The organism is Humibacter sp., from assembly GCF_035547335.1.
GTDB lineage: Bacteria > Actinomycetota > Actinomycetes > Actinomycetales > Microbacteriaceae > Humibacter.
In genome coordinates, this window is sequence record NZ_DASZVF010000075.1 from 91,141 (window position 1) to 109,655 (window position 18,515).

Sequence of the window (18,515 nt, forward strand, 5' to 3'; positions counted from 1 at the left end):
TTCATCCCTGCACGCGAGGACTACAGCCATGGCCATCCGCTCCCGTGACGATCTGCGCAACGTCGCGATCGTCGCCCACGTCGACCACGGCAAGACGACGCTCGTCGACGCCATGCTGAATCAGACGCACTCGTTCGCCGAACACGCCCACGTCGAAGAGCGCGCGATGGACTCCAACGAGCTGGAGCGCGAGAAGGGCATCACGATCCTCGCCAAGAACACGGCGATCTCGTACAACGGCAAGCACTCGGGCGGCAAGCCCGTCACGATCAACGTCATCGACACCCCTGGGCACGCCGACTTCGGCGGCGAGGTCGAGCGTGGCCTCTCCATGGTCGACGGTGTCGTTCTTCTCGTGGATGCCAGCGAGGGTCCGTTGCCCCAGACCCGATTCGTGCTGCGCAAGGCGCTCGAGTCGAAGCTGCCGGTCATCCTGGCCGTCAACAAGACGGACCGCCCGGATGCGCGCATCACCGAGGTCGTGCACGAGAGCCAGGACCTGCTCCTCGGCCTGGCCTCCGACCTCTCCGACGACGTGCCCGACCTCGATCTCGATGCGATCCTCGACGTGCCCGTCGTGTACGCCTCGGGCAAGGCGGGACGCGCGTCCGCCACGGAGCCCGGCAACGGCGAGCTGCCGGACAGCCCGGATCTCGAGCCGTTGTTCGAGGCGATCCTCAAGCACATCCCGGCGCCGACGTACGACGACGAGGCACCGCTCCAGGCGCACGTGACGAACCTGGATGCCTCGCCGTTCCTCGGCCGTCTCGCGCTGCTCCGCGTGTTCAACGGCACCATCAGGAAGGGCCAGACGGTCGCCTGGGTGCGCCACGACGGCGACGTGCACAACGTGCGCGTCACCGAGCTGCTCATGACGAAGGCCCTGGACCGTTACCCGGCCGACAGCGCGGGACCCGGCGACATCGTCGCCGTCGCTGGTTTCGCCGACATCATGATCGGCGACACGCTCGCCGACCCGGACGACGTGCGGCCGCTGCCCGCCATCCACGTGGACGAGCCCGCGATCTCGATGACGATCGGCACGAACACCTCGCCGCTCATGGGCAAGGTGAAGGGTCACAAGCTCACCGCACGCATGGTCAAGGACCGCCTGGACCGGGAGCTTGTCGGCAACGTCTCCATCAAGGTGCTCGACATCGGCAGGCCCGACGCCTGGGAGGTGCAGGGCCGTGGAGAGCTCGCTCTGGCCATCCTCGTCGAGCAGATGCGCCGCGAGGGCTACGAGCTCACCGTTGGCAAGCCGCAGGTCGTCACGAAGAAGGTGGACGGCAAGACGTACGAGCCGTACGAGCATCTGACGATCGACGCGCCCGAGGAGTACCTGGGCGCCATCACCCAGCTCCTCGCCTCCCGCAAGGGACGCATGGAGTCGATGTCCAATCACGGAACGGGCTGGGTGCGCATGGAGTTCATCGTGCCGTCGCGCGGCCTGATCGGATTCCGCACCGAGTTCCTCACCATTACCCGCGGAACCGGCATCTCCAACGGCATCTCGCACGGATACGACGAGTGGGCCGGCCCCATCGTGACGCGCAGCAACGGCTCCATCGTCGCCGACCGCGCCGGCGTCGTCACGCCGTTCGCCATCATCGCGCTGCAGGAGCGCATGACGTTCTTCGTCAACCCGACGGAAGAGGTGTACGAGGGCATGGTGGTCGGCGAGAACTCTCGCGCCGACGACATGGATGTCAACATCACCAAAGAGAAGAAGCTCACGAACATGCGGCAGTCGACCGCCGACAACTTCGAGTCGATGACGCCGTCCAGGCAGCTCACTCTCGAGGAGTGCCTCGAGTTCGCGCGCGAGGACGAGTGCGTCGAGGTGACGCCGGAGACGGTGCGCATCCGCAAGGTGGAGCTGGACCAGCAGACCCGTGGGCGCGCCGCGGCACGGCTGAAGCGCGAGACGCAGGCCTGAGCGGCGCCGTCATCCGGCCGCCGGCGCCCCGGTGTCGCGTCTTCCGTCGGTGAGCGCTGCCCCGGAACCCTGAGGATTCCTTGGGTCTGCCCGTGACAGCGCACCGCCGACGCGTTACCGTACGGGTGTCGGTGAATGCCGGCGTCGAGCATCGGGAGTCATCATGATCGCGTCGCGTCGCGCACTGATAGCCGTCCCGCTCGCCGCCCTCCTGGCCTTCGGGTCGACGGCGGCGCTGTCGGGATGCAGCGTGCAGGGCCTGGTGAAGAACGTGACCCACGGTCACGTCGATCTCGGCGGCAAGTCCGTACCTTCGGACTTTCCGCAGTCGGTGCCTCTCGCCAGCGGCGATGTGGTCTACGCGGCCTCGGTCGGGTCGTCGGACGGCAAGATCTGGAACGTCACGATCAAGGTCGGCGGCGCCGACGCCGTTGACACCGTCGACAAGCAGTTCGCGGATGCCGGCTACCGGCAGGACATGGACAACAAGACCGACAAGGGCGGAACGGCCTCGTTCACGAAGGAGCCGTACTCGGTGCTCGTCGTGATCGCGAAGGACTCGTCGAGCGGGTGGGTCGCCAACTACACGGTGACGCAGAAGAAGTAGGGCTCCTCAGCCGAAGAGCTTCTCCGCGAGGAAGTGTCCCGGCTCCGGCGCAGGCGGCACGGCGAAGATCGCCGAACCGATGTGCGAGATGTACTCGTTGAGGCGGTCGTACGATCCGAGTCGCTTCTGCAAGGTCACGAAGTGCGCCGGATCGTTCATGTAGGCGATGAAGAGCAGGCCGGCATCCAGCTGCCCGTACTGATTGATGCCGTCCGTGTAGTTGTACGAGCGGCGCAGGATCTTGACGCCCCCGTTGTTCTCGTGGGCCGCCAGCGCGACGTGCGAGTTCTGGGCGATGACGTGCTCGCCGTGCACGGTCTTGGCGAAGTCGGGCGTGTCGAACTCCTTGGTGCCCGACAGCGGAGCGCCCTCCGACTTGGTGCGGCCGAAGACAGTCTGCTGATCGCCGATGCGGTCGGCATCCCAGATCTCGATGTTCATCTGGATCTTGCGCGCGACCTGGTAGGTGCCGCCCGACATCCACGACGGCCCGCCGTCGACCCAGACGAAGTCGCGGAACTCGTCGTCGGAGCGGATGTTGCGGGTGCCGTCCTTGAACCCCATCAGGTTGCGTGGGGTGGTCTGGTTGGCGCCGGCGGAGGCGCGACCGAAGCCCATGACGGTCCAGCGCGTGCTGACCGTCCCTCGTCCCATCCTGGCGAGGTCGCGGATCGCGTGGTACGCCACCTGCGGATCCTCTGCGCACGCCTGGAGGCTGAGGTCGCCGCCGGTCAGCTCCTTCTGCAGGTTGTCGCTGGGGAGGTCGGGGAGGTGCTTCAGAAGCGCCGGCCGCTTCGCCGACAGGCCGAAACGGTCGTCGAAGATGCCCGGGCCGAGACCCAGCGTGACCGTCAGGGCGTTCGGACTGAGGTCGGCTGCCTCGCCGGTGTCCTGGGGCACGGCACCCGGCCTCGGCGGCTGAACCAGCCCGACGGGCCTGCCCTGCATGAGCTGGGCGATGCCGGCCGACCAGCGAGCGAACAACGACTCGAGGTCGTTCGCCGTGCTGCCGGGGTCGACGTCGAACGTCATGTACACGCAGTGGCGCTGCGGCTCGGTTCGGATGCCTGCCTGGTGGCCTCCGCCGTAGAACGGGTAGCTCAGCGATGCGTCGACCGCCTCGCCCTGATCCTTCGGCGCGAGCGCCTGCGCACCCAGCGTGCCTCCGACGCCCGCGAGCGCGCCGACGGCGAGCCCGCCGGCTCCCATCGCGAAGAGACCTCGCCTGCTCACCTGGCCGTCGGCGGGGGAGTGCCGGGTCTCAGGTGACCGTGCGCCGGCATCCGACGGCGCGGCACCCTGCGCGGTCACGCCGTCGCCGTGCTCGCGCCCTTCGCCTCGCTCCGCGTCGCCCTGCGAGTGTGGAGCGTCCGTCATTGTGCGGTGGCCACCTTCTCGGCGAGCCGCGACAGCGGATCCTGCAGGGCCTGCACGGCCTGGCTGAGCTTGTTGGCGTCTGCGGCCTTCAGCTGGGCCGTGTACGGCTGGTACCCGCCGATGGCCGAGGGGTCGCGGTAGGTGTCCAGCAGCGAGTTCACCTTGTCGAACTGCGTCCTGATCTGGCTCGTGAGCGACGCGTCGATCTTCGTGAGCCCTGGCTTCAGATATTCGAAGGCCTGCTGAGACCCCTCGACGTTGGCGGCGAAATCGACCAGGTCGGTGTGGCTGTACGCCTCTTCCTCGCCCTTGATCTTGGAGGACTGCACCTCCTCGAGAAGACCTGCCGCTCCGTTGGCGAGGTCCTCCGGCTTGTACTTCAGCGACTTCGCGAGCGATGCCAGCGTGTCGACGTTCTTCTGGAGCTCGGCGGCCAGCTGCTTGGTGCTGTCCGTGATCGCGCCGGCCTGCCAGAGGTCGCGCTCGATGGCATGGAAACCGTGCCACCCGACGGTGTCGTCGAGGTTGGAGGCGCGCATGTCGACGAGGTAGTCGAGGTTGCCCGCGTTGTCGTTGGCCTTGGTACCCGGCAGGACGAAGCCGTCGACATCGGACTCGATGCGCTCATAGAACGGCCGTGCCTGGCCGTATGCCTGCTGCGATGCCGCCACGTCGCCGGAGTCGACGGCGGCCTTCAGCGTCGCGACGCCCTGCACGAGTCCGGCGAGCTGGTCGTCCACGTAGCCTGCGTACTGGGTCGAGCCCTGCTTCAGGAGGGTCTGCACACTCCCGCCCTTCGTGGCCGCAGCCTTGCCCGTCACGGTGAACGGGATGTTCTCGTTCTTCCCGCCAGGGCAGTAGAGCGTGTACTTGCCGCCGCCTAGCGTCAGCGTGAAGCTCACGGGCTTGAGGCCGGGAGCCAGGTTCTCCTTCTCGCCGATGATGCGCTGGTCGCTCTGCAGCTCGACCTCGGTGATGCCCGTCGCGCTCTCGTTGCTCACCGTGAACGTGATGGGGCCGGCGGGAGCGGAGGCGTGGTCGAGTGTGCACGCGTCGGCCGAGCCGTCGTTCTCCAGCGTGATCTTCACGTGGGATGCGCCGGACGCCGACGGTTTGGCCGCGCCCTGGTCGGACGCGCATCCGGCCAGCATGAGAGTGGCGGTCACGAGCGCCGCCGCGGTGGCGAGGCCGGTGCCGACTCGGCGGCTACTTGGCTGCATAGGTCGTACTCCTGGGATTCGGGGGCGTCGAACGGGTGTCGACGTCGGCGGATGCCGAGGTGGATGCCGTGGTGGTCGTCGAGGTCGCCGCCGCAGCGGCGGTGGTTCCTTCGTGGTCGGGGGAGGCGGAGCGCTGCGCGCGCCGCGATCGCAGGGCGCCGGCCGCGAGCACGACGGCCGCCAGCGCGAGGACGAGCGGAAGCCAGAGCTTCCACAGCACGGACTCGCGAGCGGATGCCTGTGCAGCGGCGATGGACGCGCGCACCTCGGCCGCGTGGCCGGGTTTCACCGACCACGAGCCGTCTTCGCCGCTCACGGCGAACGACCGAGGCGCTACGAGGCCGCCCGCGGAGATCGTGACCACGGTGCGCACGTCGCTGGAGGCATCCACCAGACCGCCGCGGAGTGTGTAGGCGGTCACGCGGGAGGTGCTGGTCCAGTTCGCCGAGTACGGGCCAGGCGCGCGGCTCGGGTCGACGCCGACCGGCACGCGACCTCCCGCCAGCCTGACGAGCTCGTCGAGGTCGATGGTGCCGGGGCGGCCGGCCGGATGCTCGGTGGCCGTCGCTCGCCACTCCCTGTCGGCTCCGTCGTGCGCCGTGGGCGACGAGCTGCGGAAGCGCACGTCCTCGCCGACGGCCCCCGTCACGGAGAGCACGGCCGACGCGCCGCTCTGGCTGAATGTCGCCGTGCCGCCGTCGGTGAGGGGCGCGGAGGCCGGCACGTCCGGCTTGGCACCGGCGGGTACGGCGATGGCGAGTGCGAGGGCCGAGGCACCGAGCACGGCGGCCAAGGCGAACACCGCCTTCTGTGCTGAGGAACCGGTGAGTCGCATCCGCTTCGGCCACAGCGAGTACGCCAGCACGGGCACCACGTAAAGCGCCCAGCCGAGCACCTCGACCACCCGTGGGTCGGCGGGGATGCCGAGCACGCCGGTGATGAGCGCCGCCTGCACCGAACCGGCGGGCGCCAGCCAGGAGAGGTCGACTGTGCTTCCCTGTCCGAACGTGATCCAGCCGGCCTCGTGCGCGGTGCGCAGCGTCGTCACGACCAGCCCGGCTGCGACGAACACGAGGAAGATCCCCGTGATGGTGAAGAACCGGGAGAGGTTCAGCCGCACGCCGCCGGTGTAGAGGCCGATGCCGATGGCTATGGCGGCGCCGATGCCGATCACGGCGCCCAGCGCCGCGGCGCCCGCGCTCGTCGAGGCCTGGAACGTGGCCAGCAGGAAGACGGCTGTCTCGAATCCCTCTTTGAGCACGGCCAGGAAGGCCATGCCGGCCAGCGCCCACGTGGTGCCCGAGCCGAGCGCTGCCGCCGCCTCCCGCTCCAGCTCCTTCTTCATGCCGCGGGCGTTCTTCTTCATCCAGACGATCATCGTGGTGACGAAGACGACGGCGACTGCGCCGATGACGGCCTCCATGCCCTCCTGTGCCGCCTGCGGCAGGCTGGCCTCGATGCCCTGAAGGATGAATCCGACGGCCACGCTCAGCGCGAGCGCGGCGCCGACGCCGAGCCACATCGGCTTCAGCGATGCCCCGTTCCGCTTGAGGAACGCGGCGATGATACCGACGATGAGCGCGGCCTCGAGACCTTCGCGAAGGCCGATCACCAGGGTTGCGAGCACAGCGGAGCCTTCGGATTCGGGAGCGTGGGATTCGGTAAGGCTAACCTTACCTGCGATTCGACTGTAGGCGGGATGGCCGGTCGTTGTCCAGCCGTCTGAGCCGGTTCGCAGCAACGACGGAGCCGACGACGAGTCGACGAGTGCGTCGACGAAATGCGAGACGGCGGGCGACGGCGGTTCGGTCTGCCGCGATCGCCCGTATCATGTGCAGATGCTGATGCGCGTTCTCTCTGCCGTGATCATCGGCATCGCCGGCTTGGTCTTCGGGATGCTCGGAACCGTCGTGCACAGCGCCACGATCGGACCAGCACGGCTGCCGTGGGGGATCGTCGTCGCGCTGGTCGCCCTCGCCTGCCTGCTCACCGGCATCCGGCTCCTCAACGACGGCCGGCTCTACACCGCATGCGCCGCCCTCGGAGCGCTCGTGGCCATTGGAGTTCTGTCGCAGCAGAGCTTTGGCGGATCGGTGCTCATCACCAACGGAGCCGTCGGCTGGACCTGGATGGGCGGAGCGCTCGTCATCGCGCTGGTCACGGTGGTCTGGCCGCGGTCTCTCGCCCGCACCAGGGGACCCCGCACCCCGGCATCCAGCACCCGCGCATCCTGAGCGCCGAGGTGGCTCGCGGAGGGTGCCGAGGTCGCTCGCGGAGAGAAACGGCGGGTCCCGCGTCCTAGACTGGCTTCGCGCTCAACGAGCCCGAGAGGAGCCAGCACACCGTGACCTATGTCATCGCCCTGCCGTGCGTGGACGTCAAAGACCGTGCGTGTGTCGACGAATGCCCGGTGGACTGCATCTATGAGGGCGAGCGCACGCTCTACATCCACCCCGACGAATGCGTCGACTGCGGCGCCTGCGAGCCGGTCTGCCCGGTCGAGGCGATCTACTACGAAGACGACCTGCCCGAGGTGTGGAGCGACTACTACCGCGCGAATGTCGAGTTCTTCGACGACATCGGCTCGCCAGGAGGAGCGGCGAAGGTGGGCGTGATCCCGAAGGACCACCCGCTCGTGGCCGCGCTTCCGCCGCAGAACCACTGATCGCCGGCGAACGGCTGCACACGTGACCCGTCCCGATCTGCCCGACTACCCGTGGGACCTCGTGGCGCCGTATTCCGAGCGCGCCAGGAGGCATCCGGACGGCATCGTCGATCTGTCCATCGGCTCGCCCGTCGACCCGACCCCGGAACCCGTGCGAGCGGCGCTCGCCGAGGCGACGGATGCGCACGCGTACCCCCAGACGGCGGGCACACCGCAGCTGCGCGAGGCGATCGCCTCGTGGTACGCGCGGCGCAGGGACGTGCCAGGACTCCCTCCGAACGCCGTGCTGCCGACCATCGGGTCGAAGGAGCTCGTCGCTCTGCTTCCGATGCTGCTCGGGCTCGGGCCGGGCGACGTCGTGGTGCATCCGCGTGCCGCGTACCCCACGTACGCGATCGGCGCCGCCATCGTGCAGGCCGACGCGCTCGCGGCGGACGACCCCGACGAGTGGCCGGAGGGAACGCGACTGGTCTGGCTGAATTCGCCTGGCAACCCCGACGGACGCGTGCTCGACGAGCGCTTTCTGCGCCGGGCGGTCGAGCGGGCGCGACGACTGGGCGCGGTGATCGCCAACGACGAGTGCTACGCCGAGCTCGGCTGGGAAGGTCGGTGGGCCGACGAGCCGGTTCCCAGCATCCTCGATCCCCGCGTCGTGGGCGACGACCACTCCGGGGTGCTGTCGGTGTACTCGCTCAGCAAGCAGTCGAACATGGCGGGATACCGGGCCGCGTTCCTGGCGGGCGACCCGTCGTTGATCGCGAAGCTGCTCACCGTGCGCAAGCACGCAGGGCTCATGCTGCCCGCACCGTTGCAGAGCGCGATGGTGGTCGCGCTCGAGGACGACGAGGCCGTGCGCGAGCAGGTCGAGCGGTACCGGGTCAGGCGCCGTCTCCTGAAGCCGGCCCTTGAATCCGCCGGTTTCCGCATCGACCACAGCGAGGCAGGGCTCTACCTCTGGGCGAGCGCGGGGGAGGATGCCTGGACCACGCTGGGCAGGCTCGCCGACGTGGGAGTCCTCGCGGGCCCAGGCGTGTTCTACGGCGAGCACTTCCCACAGCACGTGCGCTTCTCGCTGACGGCGACGGACGAGCGGATCCGCTCGGCAGTCGCGCGTCTCGCGACCCTGTGACCCGGGCGGGCAACGGATGCCGGTGGCAGGCTCACGCACGCCGCTTCCGCGTGGAGCACACCGCTGGCCGCGGTGTTTTGGCGGTATCGCTGCACCGAATCCGGCTGCCGTTGGCGGGTACGACAGTGGACTCCCTTTGCCCGTAGGCTGTACTGGCACGATCTACGCCGCATGTCTGTGAGGAGGCTCGAGTGAACGCAGGTGGTCACGACGGAGGGGACGGCGACGCGCGAGCCACTCTGACGTACCCGGGCGGTACAGCCGAGTTCCCGGTCCTCCCCAGCGTGGACGGCGCCTCGAGCATCGACATCTCGACGCTCACGCGGCAGACCGGTCTCACCTCGCTCGACTACGGGTTCGTGAACACCGCGGCAACGCGCTCCAAGATCACGTTCATCGACGGCGACGCCGGCATCCTGCGCTATCGCGGGTATCCGATCGAGCAGCTGGCCGCGAACTCCACGTTCCTCGAGGTGGCGTGGCTGCTGATCCACGGCGAGCTGCCCACGGCAGACGAGCTCGGCGAATTCGACGAGCGGATCCGCCGTCACACCCTCCTGCACGAAGACCTCCGCCGCTTCTTCAGCGCACTGCCGCACGATGCGCACCCGATGTCGGTGCTGTCCAGCGCCGTGTCGGCGCTCGGCACGTTCTACCAGGACTCGTTGAGCATCAGCGACCCGAAGGCGGTGGAGCTGTCCACCATCCGGCTGCTCGCGAAGCTGCCGGTCATCGCCGCCTACGCGCACAAGAAGAGCCTCGGCCAGGCGTTCCTCTACCCGGACAACGCGCTGAGCTTCGTCGACAACTTCCTGCGCCTCAACTTCGGCACGATGGCCGAGCCGTACGAGGTGAACCCGACGGTGTCGCGGGCGCTCGAGCGTCTGCTCATCCTGCACGCCGATCACGAGCAGAATGCGTCGACGTCGACGGTGCGGCTCGTCGGCTCGACGCAGGCGAACCTGTTCGCGTCCATCTCCGCGGGCATCAACGCGCTCTACGGTCCGCTGCACGGCGGTGCGAACGAAGCGGTTCTCGACATGCTGGCGGCCATCCGTGACTCGGGCGAGAGCGTGCACCGCTTCGTCGAGCGGGTGAAGAACAAGGAGGACGGCGTTCGGCTCATGGGCTTCGGCCACCGGGTCTACAAGAACTACGACCCGCGGGCCAAGCTCGTCAAGGAGAGCGCGGATGCCGTGCTGCAAGACCTCGGCGTGCACGACCCGCTGCTCGACATCGCCAAGGAGCTCGAGCAGATCGCGCTCGATGACGACTACTTCATCGACCGCAAGCTGTACCCGAACGTCGACTTCTACACGGGCGTCATCTACAAGGCCATGGGCTTCCCGACCCGGATGTTCACCGTGCTGTTCGCGATCGGCCGCCTGCCGGGGTGGATCGCGCACTGGCGCGAGCTGAACGAGGATCCGGCCACGAAGATCGGCCGCCCGCAGCAGCTCTACGTCGGCGAGCCCGAGCGCGATTACCCTGCGGAGCGCTGAGCCGAACCCGACACCGTCGGTTGCGCTTGTCGAAACCGTGCACCGTCGGTTGAGCTTGTCGAAACCGCGCTGACGGGGGTTCCGACGGGCTCAACTCGCGGTGGTGGTGGGCGTCAGCGTCAGGGTGTCCTGGGTCGCCTTGTCGACGGCATCCGCGGTGAACGGCCACGCCCTGGTGCGATTGTGCTGCCAGAGGGGTGTCTGGTCGACGTAGTGCGGGTTGAACGCGTGACCGGAGTCACCGGTGAGGTTGATCCACGTCGAGTCGTCGAAGTCGTTCAGGTCGATGACCTGGCGCATCGAGGGGACCCAGTTCACCTGGTAGCCCTGCGAGGCATCCCAGCCGACAGCATCGACCACCGACGACCCGCCTCCGAGCTCGTACGGTCCACGGTTGAAGAGCCACTCGATGGGCGCGATGCCGGATGCGCCGAAGCTCTGGTTCGTGACCTCGAGGGTGTGGATGTCGCCCCACCGCCACTGGGACGTGTCCGGCCCCATGAGACGCACGGCTTCGTGGTACGCCTGGTCGGCGGCGTAGGCGAACATCTCGTCTCGACTCCCGACACCCAGTTTCTCGTCGGACCACCAGGACGAGTCGCCGTCCTTCACGAGGGTGCCCACCACATGGAACCACCGGTCGCCGCCCACCGGGACGGCGCCCTTCGGCAGCTTGCGCGCGAACGCATCGTGCAGCAGGTTGCGCCAGAAGATGTTGAAGTACGCGGCAGCCGCGCTGTCTGTGTCGTCGTGGTAGTTCCAGTGCGACAGCAGGTCCACGGCCGTGCGCGTTCCCTCGTCGAGCGGCGCCTTCTTCAAGATCGGCACGAGCGCAGCAGCGTTGGCGTCGTACGTGTCGGCGTCGATCTTCGACATGTCGCGGGAGGTGATCTTGGTGCCTGAGGCGATGAGCTTCTTCAGGTCGTGCGTGATGCGGTCCGCTCGATAGCCGGCATCCCAGTCCCTGGTGATGTCGACGGGGAACGACGGCCCCACTGCCGCGTTGTTGGCCGTGACGATGTATCCGCTCGCCGGGTTGTACACGCTCGGCAGCTGATCGAACGGCACGAAGCCGTTCCAGCCGTACGCGCTCGTCCATCCCGGCGTGATCGTCGTACCGTCGCCCTGCTTGCGGATCGGGATGACGCCGGGCGCCTGGTACCCGATGTCGCCCTTCGTGTCTGCGTAGATGAGGTTCTGCGCCGGCACGTCGAACTGCCTGGCGGCATCCCGGAATCCCTGCCAGTCGGTCGCGCGGTCGAGCGTGAAGATCGACTCCGCGGTCGTTCCCGGCGTGAGCGCCGTCCACTGCAGAGAGAGCGCGTACTTGCCGCCGGGGATGTCGCCAGACGACTTGACGTGGCTCTTCACCACGGTGTCGTACGCACCACCCGAGACGACGGGACCGTGCAGAGTGGAGCGCACCGTCATGGTGACGGGTCTACCGCCCGCGACCTTGATCGTCTCCTTGCGCGTGGTGAACGGCAGCACCTTCCCGTCGTATTCGTACCCTGTGCCGTTGAGCTTCTCGAGGTAGAGGTCGGTGACGTCGGGACCGAGGTTGGTGAAGCCCCATGCGATGTGGTCGTTGTGCCCGATCACGACGCCGGGCAGACCGGAGAAGCTGAATCCCGCGACGTCGAACGGGCACGTGGCCGTGACCTTCTCGCAGTGCAGACCCACCTGGTACCAGATGCTCGGCGCTGCAGGGCCGAGATGCGGGTCGTTCGAGAGCAGGGGCTTGCCGGTCGCTGTGTGGGATCCGGCGACGACCCAGGAGTTGGAGCCGATGTCGTCGCTGTTGATTCCGAGGAGCGCAGGCACCTCGGCGGCTGACGCCTGCACACTCGACGCCAGCGACGCTACGTCGTGGGCCTCGTCGCCCTGTACGCCGGCATTGTTAGCGCTGGACGATGAAGCGCTCGTGGCGGCGGCCGGTGCTGCAGAGGGCGCCACCCGGCCGGCGTCGCCACCTCCGGCATCCGTGATGGTCGGATGCGCGTCATACGGATACGCGGGATGCAGCTGCGCGATCTGCGCGGACGACAGCGTGGTGGCCAGCACCGCCCGATCGAGCTCGTCCTCGAGATTGGATCGCAGGTCCCACGCCATGGCCTTCAGCCACGCGACGGAGTCGGCCGGCGTCCACTTCTCCGGCGTGTAGCCGGGAGTCTGCAGCCCGAGCACCGCGTACTCGAGAGAGATGTCCGCGCCCTTGTGGCCCTTCAGATACGCGTTCACGCCGTCCGCATAGGCCGTGTAATAGGAGAGGGAAGTGGCATCCATCCGCTTCACCTCCTGCTCGGCCACGCGTCGCCAGCCGAGTGTGCGGATGAACTCGTCGGTTCCGAGCTGGCTCTTGCCGAACAGCTCACTCAGCCGCCCCGCCGTGACGTGCCTGCGGAAGTCCATCTCCCAGAAGCGATCCTGCGCGTGCACGTAGCCTTCGGCGAGGAACAGGTCGTGGGCGCTGGATGCCGTGATCTGCGGGACCCCGGCATCGTCGCGTCGCACCTCCACCGCGGACTTCAGTCCGGGAATGGCGAGCGTGCCGGTCGTCTGCGGGAACGAACGGGTGACGGTCCAGAAGCCGAGGACGGCGACGATCAACGCGAGCGTCACGACGATCGCCAGGAGCACCCCGAGGAACCGCCAGAACGGATGCCTTCGTGTCAGGCGCGGTGCATCGGTGCCCACTTCACTCCCTCGTGTCGTCCCCGCACATGGTATCGGGCTCGAGGCGGCGGGGCGGGAGGACCTGGGCAGAAGCGGCGCGGCGGAGTGCAGCGAGCGAGTCGCGCGGTGCGCCCGCCAGGCGCCGCACCAGGTGCTACGCGTGCAGGATCGTGTTGAGCTGCACACCCTCACCGGTGCGCTGGAGCACCTCGACGGCCCCGGTGAGCGAGTTGCGGCGGAACAGGAGGCGGGGTACGCCGGAGAGCTCGACAGCCTTGACGGTCTGCGCCTTGCCGTCGGGTGTCGGCGCACTGCCGACGAGCACGACCTTGGTCCCCGCTGTCACGTAGAGGCCCGCCTCGACGACGCAGTCGTCGCCGATCGAGATGCCGATGCCGCTGTTGGCGCCGAGCAGCGAGCGCTCGCCGATGGAGACCCGCTGCGTTCCGCCACCGGAGAGCGTGCCCATGATGGACGCGCCGCCGCCGATGTCCGACCCGTCGCCCACGACGACGCCCTGCGAGATGCGCCCCTCGACCATCGAGGCGCCGAGCGTTCCTGCGTTGTAGTTGACGAAGCCCTCGTGCATGACCGTGGTGCCGGGGGAGAGGTGGGCGCCGAGCCGGACGCGGGACGCATCCGCGATGCGCACCCGGTCGGGCACGACGTAGTCGAGCAGCCGCGGGAACTTGTCGATACCGCTGGCCTGGATGCCCGCCCGCTGCAGAGACGGCCGCAACCGCGCGTAGTCGTCGGGATGCATGGGGCCGGCGTTCGTCCACGCCACGACGGGCAGGTGGGCGAAGATGCCTTCGAGGTTGATGCTGTTCGGAGCGACGAGCAGGTGCGACAGCAGATGCAGCCGGAGGTAGGCATCCGGCGTGCTGCCGACCGGAGCGCCGAGGTCGATTTCGATGGCGCGCGCATCGAGCCGCACGTTGCGTCGCTCGTCCTCGCCGGTCTGCGCCTCGAGCCCGGCGGGCACGATCCACGGCTCCCGGCCCTCGGGCAGCCGTCCGAGTCGCGGCTTCGGATACCAGGTGTCGAGCACCGTCCCGTCGCCCGCGACGGAGACCAGGCCATAGCCCCAGGCGTACGTCGCCTCGGGCGATGCGCTGTCGGAGGGCGTGGCTGCAGAGGGCGGAACGGCGGGCATGCCTCTACATTAGGGGAGCCCGCGGATCCGCGGCCGCGCTCGCGAACGCCGGCAGGGCCGTACCCTGGAACGGTGCCTCTGGACCTTACGGCCGGCCCGGTCGACCTCACCCGTGCCATCTGCGACATCGAGTCCGTCTCGGGCAACGAGGAGGGGCTTGCGGATGCCATCGAGCACGCCGTGCGCGAGCTCCCGCACCTCTCCGTGACCCGTGTCGGAAACAACGTCATCGCACGCACCGAGCTGGGGCGCGAGAAGCGCGTGGCCATCGCCGGGCACATCGACACCGTGCCGGTCAACGACAACCTGCCCACCCGGTTCGAGACGCTTGCGGGAGTGGACTACCTGTGGGGGCGCGGCACCGTCGACATGAAGGCGGGAGTCGCCGTTCAGCTGTCGCTCGCTGCAGAGCTCGCGGATCCGCGCTACGACATCACGTGGCTCTGGTATGACAACGAGGAGGTGTCCTCCGACCTCAACGGCCTGCGCAGGCTGTCGGTCGACAGGCCCGACCTGCTGGAAGCGGACTTCGCGATCCTCGGCGAGCCAAGCGGAGCCGAGGTCGAGGGCGGGTGCAACGGAACGCTGCGCGTGGACGTGCGGACGACGGGCCTTCGCGCGCACTCGGCACGCCCATGGGTGGGGGACAACGCCATCCACAAGGCAGCCCCCATTCTGCAGAGGCTCGCCGACTACAGAGCCAGAGAGGTCGAGGTGGGCGGCCTGGTGTACCGCGAGGCGTTGAACGCGGTGCTGATCCGGGGCGGAGTGGCGACCAACGTCATCCCCGACGAGTGCGTCGTGCACGTCAACTACCGTTTCGCGCCGAGTCGCTCCGGGCAGGAGGCGATCGAGCACGTGACGCACGTGTTCGACGGCCACGAGGTCACCGTCGTCGACCTGGCCGAGGGTGCCAGGCCGGGGCTGGACACGCCGTTCGCGCGGGAGTTCGTCGCGGCCGTCGGCGCGGAGGCCAAGCCCAAGTACGGGTGGACGGATGTCGCGCGGTTCGCCGCGCTCGGCATCCCCGCCGTCAACTACGGGCCGGGCGACCCGATCAAGGCGCACGCCGATGACGAACGGGTCGCATGCGACGAGATCGTCGCGTGCGAACGCGGTCTCCGACGCTGGCTGGCCCGGTGACGACCGGCGACGAGTGCACGGCCACGGCGCGGGGAGCGCGACGCCGCGACCGCAGCATCGTGGCAGCGCGACCGTGACCGACCTCGACCTCGGGCACGCGGCGACCAGGCGCAGGCTGTTTCCTGCCGGTATCCGTCTGCGCTACCGGCTCACGCCGTGGTGGGTCAAGGTGATCGTCGTCTACCTGCTGGCGCGTCTGGTCACCACCGTGATGCTGGTCGTGCTGGCCGGCGTGCAGGGTCCCAACCCATGGACGGGCGCGCAGCCCGGCTACTTCGACTACGCGTCCATCTGGGACGGCCGCTGGTACGACATCGTCGCAGAGGCCGGCTATCCGAAGACGCTGCCCATCGGGGCGGACGGAAGCGTTCAGCAGAACCCGTGGGCGTTCCTGCCCGCGTACCCGTTCCTCGTGCGGGCGATCATGACGGTCACGTTCCTGCCCTGGTCGCCGACAGCGGTTCTCGTCTCGTTCGGATTCGGGCTGGGAGCCGCGCTGCTGTTCCACCGGCTGCTCGCACTGCGGCTGCCGGCGTCCGTGAGTCTGTTCGCGACGGTGCTGTTCTGCGCGGGGCCGACCTCTCCGCTGTTCCAGCTCGCGTACGCGGAGTCGATGTACCTGTTCTTCCTCATGCTGGCGCTCTACCTGTTGATGCGCCGCAGGTACTGGTGGATGCTCGCGCCCATCGTGATGATGGCGCTCACGAGACCGAGCGGGCTGGCCTTCGCCCTCGCGATGGGCTTTCACGTGGTGTACCGCTGGGTGGTGCGCAGGCGCGACCCGTTCACCGTGCGGGAGCGCGTGGCATCCGTCGTCGTCACGGTCGTGTCCGGCCTGGCCGGGCTCGCCTGGCCGGCCGTCGCGGGGTGGGTGACCGGGGTTCCGGATGCCTACATCGCCACTGAACTGTCGTGGCGCTCCGACTACATCGGGCCGAGTCACCTGCTGCCGTTCGCGCCGTGGTTTCAGGCCGTCGACTGGTGGTTCTCCGTGTGGCTGCGCCTTCCGCCGTGGCTCGGGTACCTCACGCTGGTGCTGATCCTCGCCCTGTTCGCGATGTGGATGTTCACGCCGTCCGTGCGCAGGCTCGGTGTCGACCTCAGGTTCTGGCTCGTCGCGTACGCACTGTATCTGCTGGCCGTGTTCTTCCCGCAATCGAGCACGTTCCGGCTGCTGGCACCGATGGCACCGCTGGCGGGGGCACTGGCCCAGCCGACCAGCCGGGTCTATCGCGTGGCCGCCGTGGTCGCGTGCCTGGTGCTGCAGTGGGCCTGGCTGCTGCTGTGCTGGGGCGTGGACGGGGCCGACTGGTCGCCGCCGTGATACCCGCGCACGCGCGCTGACGGGAGCGCGGCCGGTGGTCGTGGACGTTCAGGAAGGGGCACGATTTCCCAGCCGTTCACCAGATGTCGGATAATAGAGGAACATCCACGAAAGGGGAGCTACATGGCGGCCATGAAGCCGAGAACCGGAGACGGACCCATGGAGGCTGTGAAGGAGGGGCGGCTCATCATCGTGCGCGTCCCCCTTGAGGGTGGAGGCCGGCTCGTCGTCTCGGTCAATGACGCCGAGGCAAAGGAGCTTCACGACGTGCTCGGTCAAGTCATCTCGGGCGGCTGACGCACCACAACGAGAACCACGAAAGAGAGCGGATGCCCCATGGCATCCGCTCTCTTTCGTCTGTCCGCAAAGCGCGCTGTCCGCAAACAGCGCTGTCCGCAAACAGCGCTGTCCGCAAAGAGCGGAGCCCGGTGATCAGTCGCCGAGCTTGGTCAGCTGGAGCAGCCCGTCGCCCACGGTGCTGAGTGCGCTCACCACGGCGGGCGACGCGGCGATCTCGGTGACGAGCGTGCGGAATCCGGTCGTCACCTCGTCGCGTTGCGCCGGATCGGCGACGCGTCCCTTCCACAGGGCGTGCGCGACGAGCACCGTGCCGCCAGGGCGCGCGAGGCGCAGGGCGTGCTCGACGTACTCGATGGCTCCCACCGGGTCGGCGTCGACGAAGACGATGTCATAGGCGTTCTCGTTCATCCGCGGCAGAACGTCACGAGCGCGACCCGTGATGAGCCGCACGCGCGAAGGCTGGATGCCCGCGTCACTGAAGTTCGCCCGGGCGCTGTGCAGATGGTCGGGTTCCACGTCGATGGAGGTGAGCGTCGCCGCCGGGCTGCCGCGCAGCAGCCACAGCCCGGAGACTCCGACTCCGGTGCCCACCTCGAGGATGCTGGTCGCCCGCGAGGCCGACGCGATCACGGCCGCCTGCGCGCCGATGGAGGGTGCGACCGGCTCGATGCCGAGCTCGAGGGACTGCGCCCTGGCCGCCCGGATCGCTTCGGACTCCGAAACGATGTCGTCGGCGAACTTCCAGTTCTGATCGTGTTGAGACACAGACGTTCCCTCCTCGCCGTCAACAATACGGGCAGACCGGGCGTTGACCGGTCTCCCGCGCAGACGCCGAGTGCGGTGGCCGGTCTCCCGCACAGGCGCCGAGTGCGGTGGCCGCTCTCCCGTGCGGGCCGGGTGCCGCCGTCGCTCGATCAAGTCTCCACGGCGCGACCGTGAGCGAGTGGGGCGGATGGGCCCTCCGGATGGCCGACGACCCGATCGGCTGCGTAACGAGATGCATACGACGCATCCGCGGCCCAGCCGCTCGGGTTACTCTGTACGGGTGTTCGGTTTGACCATGGAGAAGTTGGTGATCATCGCGGTGATCGCCATCTTCCTCGTCGGTCCCAACCGGTTGCCGAGGTACGCGGCCCAGCTGGGCCAGTGGGCGCGCAACCTGAGGAACATGGCCACGAACGCCACCGAGAAGATGCGCGAGGAGCTCGGACCCGAGTTCGACGACGTCGACTGGCGCAAGCTCGACCCCAGGCAGTACGACCCGCGCCGCATCATCCGTGACGCGCTGCTGGATGACGAGCCGGCACCAACGCTCAGCAGGCCGGCCAAGACCGCCCGGCTCGAAGACGGCGATCTTCCGCCGTACGACAGCGAAGCCACCTAGCGCGCCAGCCGGCCGGCACTCCGGGTCTCTCATCAGCGTCTCTCGTCGGCGCGGACGTTCGGTTGCCGCGTGCCGCTCTTCTGCATGGCCGCG

At 68.5% G+C, this 18,515-nt stretch carries 16 protein-coding genes; 10 read left to right on the forward strand and 6 right to left on the reverse strand.

The features are described from left to right. Nucleotides 1-28 precede the first annotated feature (28 nt). Both typA and VHB92_RS15315 read left to right on the forward strand, forming a co-directional pair. Nucleotides 29-1,939, forward strand: a complete 1,911-nt coding sequence (typA, locus tag VHB92_RS15310; protein ID WP_325454628.1) for a translational GTPase TypA — start codon at nt 29-31, stop codon at nt 1,937-1,939. A gap of 163 nt (nt 1,940-2,102) precedes the next feature. Continuing rightward, nucleotides 2,103-2,546, forward strand: a complete 444-nt coding sequence (locus VHB92_RS15315; RefSeq protein WP_325454629.1) for a hypothetical protein — start codon at nt 2,103-2,105, stop codon at nt 2,544-2,546. A 6-nt stretch (nt 2,547-2,552) separates the two neighbouring features. On the opposite strand, the gene efeB is transcribed toward VHB92_RS15315, so the two are convergent. From efeB to efeU, 3 genes are read right to left on the reverse strand one after another with little or no spacing between them, the layout of a single operon-like run. After that, the gene (gene efeB, locus VHB92_RS15320; protein WP_325454630.1) at nt 2,553-3,923 is read right to left on the reverse strand and encodes an iron uptake transporter deferrochelatase/peroxidase subunit; all 1,371 of its coding nucleotides are present in this window, start codon (nt 3,921-3,923) and stop codon (nt 2,553-2,555) included. Then, the gene (gene efeO / locus VHB92_RS15325; RefSeq protein WP_325454631.1) at nt 3,920-5,143 is read right to left on the reverse strand and encodes an iron uptake system protein EfeO; all 1,224 of its coding nucleotides are present in this window, start codon (nt 5,141-5,143) and stop codon (nt 3,920-3,922) included. Before efeO ends, efeB begins: the two co-directional genes overlap by 4 nt. Beyond that, nucleotides 5,130-6,770: an iron uptake transporter permease EfeU gene (gene efeU, locus VHB92_RS15330; protein WP_325454632.1), complete on the reverse strand. Its 1,641-nt coding sequence runs from the start codon at nt 6,768-6,770 to the stop codon at nt 5,130-5,132. The genes efeO and efeU overlap by 14 nt, the downstream gene beginning before the upstream one ends. Nucleotides 6,771-6,981: 211 nt before the next feature. Between efeU and VHB92_RS15335 the strand changes: the two genes are divergently transcribed. The 4 genes from VHB92_RS15335 (at nt 6,982) to VHB92_RS15350 (ending at nt 10,439) form a co-directional block, all read left to right on the forward strand. After that, nucleotides 6,982-7,377 carry a hypothetical protein gene (locus tag VHB92_RS15335; RefSeq protein ID WP_325454633.1) on the forward strand — a complete coding sequence of 132 codons (396 nt, stop codon included), beginning with the start codon at nt 6,982-6,984 and terminating at the stop codon, nt 7,375-7,377. Between the two features lie 110 nt (nt 7,378-7,487). Next, nucleotides 7,488-7,808: a ferredoxin gene (fdxA, locus tag VHB92_RS15340; RefSeq protein ID WP_325454634.1), complete on the forward strand. Its 321-nt coding sequence runs from the start codon at nt 7,488-7,490 to the stop codon at nt 7,806-7,808. 22 nt (nt 7,809-7,830) lie between these two features. Further along, nucleotides 7,831-8,937: a succinyldiaminopimelate transaminase gene (gene dapC / locus VHB92_RS15345; protein WP_325454635.1), complete on the forward strand. Its 1,107-nt coding sequence runs from the start codon at nt 7,831-7,833 to the stop codon at nt 8,935-8,937. A gap of 191 nt (nt 8,938-9,128) precedes the next feature. Beyond that, entirely contained in the window at nt 9,129-10,439 is a 1,311-nt protein-coding gene (locus tag VHB92_RS15350) for a citrate synthase (RefSeq protein ID WP_325454636.1), read from the forward strand. Nucleotides 10,440-10,529: 90 nt separating this feature from the next. On the opposite strand, the gene VHB92_RS15355 is transcribed toward VHB92_RS15350, so the two are convergent. Both VHB92_RS15355 and dapD read right to left on the reverse strand, forming a co-directional pair. Then, a complete protein-coding gene (locus VHB92_RS15355) occupies nt 10,530-13,136 on the reverse strand; it encodes a penicillin acylase family protein (protein WP_325454637.1) in 2,607 nt (868 codons plus the stop codon). Between the two features lie 133 nt (nt 13,137-13,269). Further along, a complete protein-coding gene (dapD, locus tag VHB92_RS15360) occupies nt 13,270-14,271 on the reverse strand; it encodes a 2,3,4,5-tetrahydropyridine-2,6-dicarboxylate N-succinyltransferase (protein ID WP_325454638.1) in 1,002 nt (333 codons plus the stop codon). 72 nt (nt 14,272-14,343) lie between these two features. Between dapD and dapE the strand changes: the two genes are divergently transcribed. The 3 genes from dapE (at nt 14,344) to VHB92_RS15375 (ending at nt 17,035) form a co-directional block, all read left to right on the forward strand. After that, nucleotides 14,344-15,414 (forward strand): succinyl-diaminopimelate desuccinylase, encoded by a 1,071-nt coding sequence (gene dapE / locus VHB92_RS15365; RefSeq protein ID WP_325454639.1) that lies wholly within the window; start codon nt 14,344-14,346, stop codon nt 15,412-15,414. A gap of 73 nt (nt 15,415-15,487) precedes the next feature. Further along, complete coding sequence (locus tag VHB92_RS15370; protein WP_325454640.1) at nt 15,488-16,738, forward strand: hypothetical protein; 1,251 nt, start codon at nt 15,488-15,490, stop codon at nt 16,736-16,738. 123 nt (nt 16,739-16,861) lie between these two features. Further along, nucleotides 16,862-17,035, forward strand: a complete 174-nt coding sequence (locus VHB92_RS15375) for a DUF3117 domain-containing protein (RefSeq protein ID WP_325454641.1) — start codon at nt 16,862-16,864, stop codon at nt 17,033-17,035. Nucleotides 17,036-17,170: 135 nt separating this feature from the next. On the opposite strand, the gene VHB92_RS15380 is transcribed toward VHB92_RS15375, so the two are convergent. Next, nucleotides 17,171-17,803 carry an O-methyltransferase gene (locus VHB92_RS15380; RefSeq protein WP_325454642.1) on the reverse strand — a complete coding sequence of 211 codons (633 nt, stop codon included), beginning with the start codon at nt 17,801-17,803 and terminating at the stop codon, nt 17,171-17,173. 295 nt (nt 17,804-18,098) lie between these two features. Between VHB92_RS15380 and VHB92_RS15385 the strand changes: the two genes are divergently transcribed. Continuing rightward, nucleotides 18,099-18,422, forward strand: a complete 324-nt coding sequence (locus VHB92_RS15385; RefSeq protein ID WP_414653123.1) for a twin-arginine translocase TatA/TatE family subunit — start codon at nt 18,099-18,101, stop codon at nt 18,420-18,422. Nucleotides 18,423-18,515 lie beyond the last annotated feature (93 nt).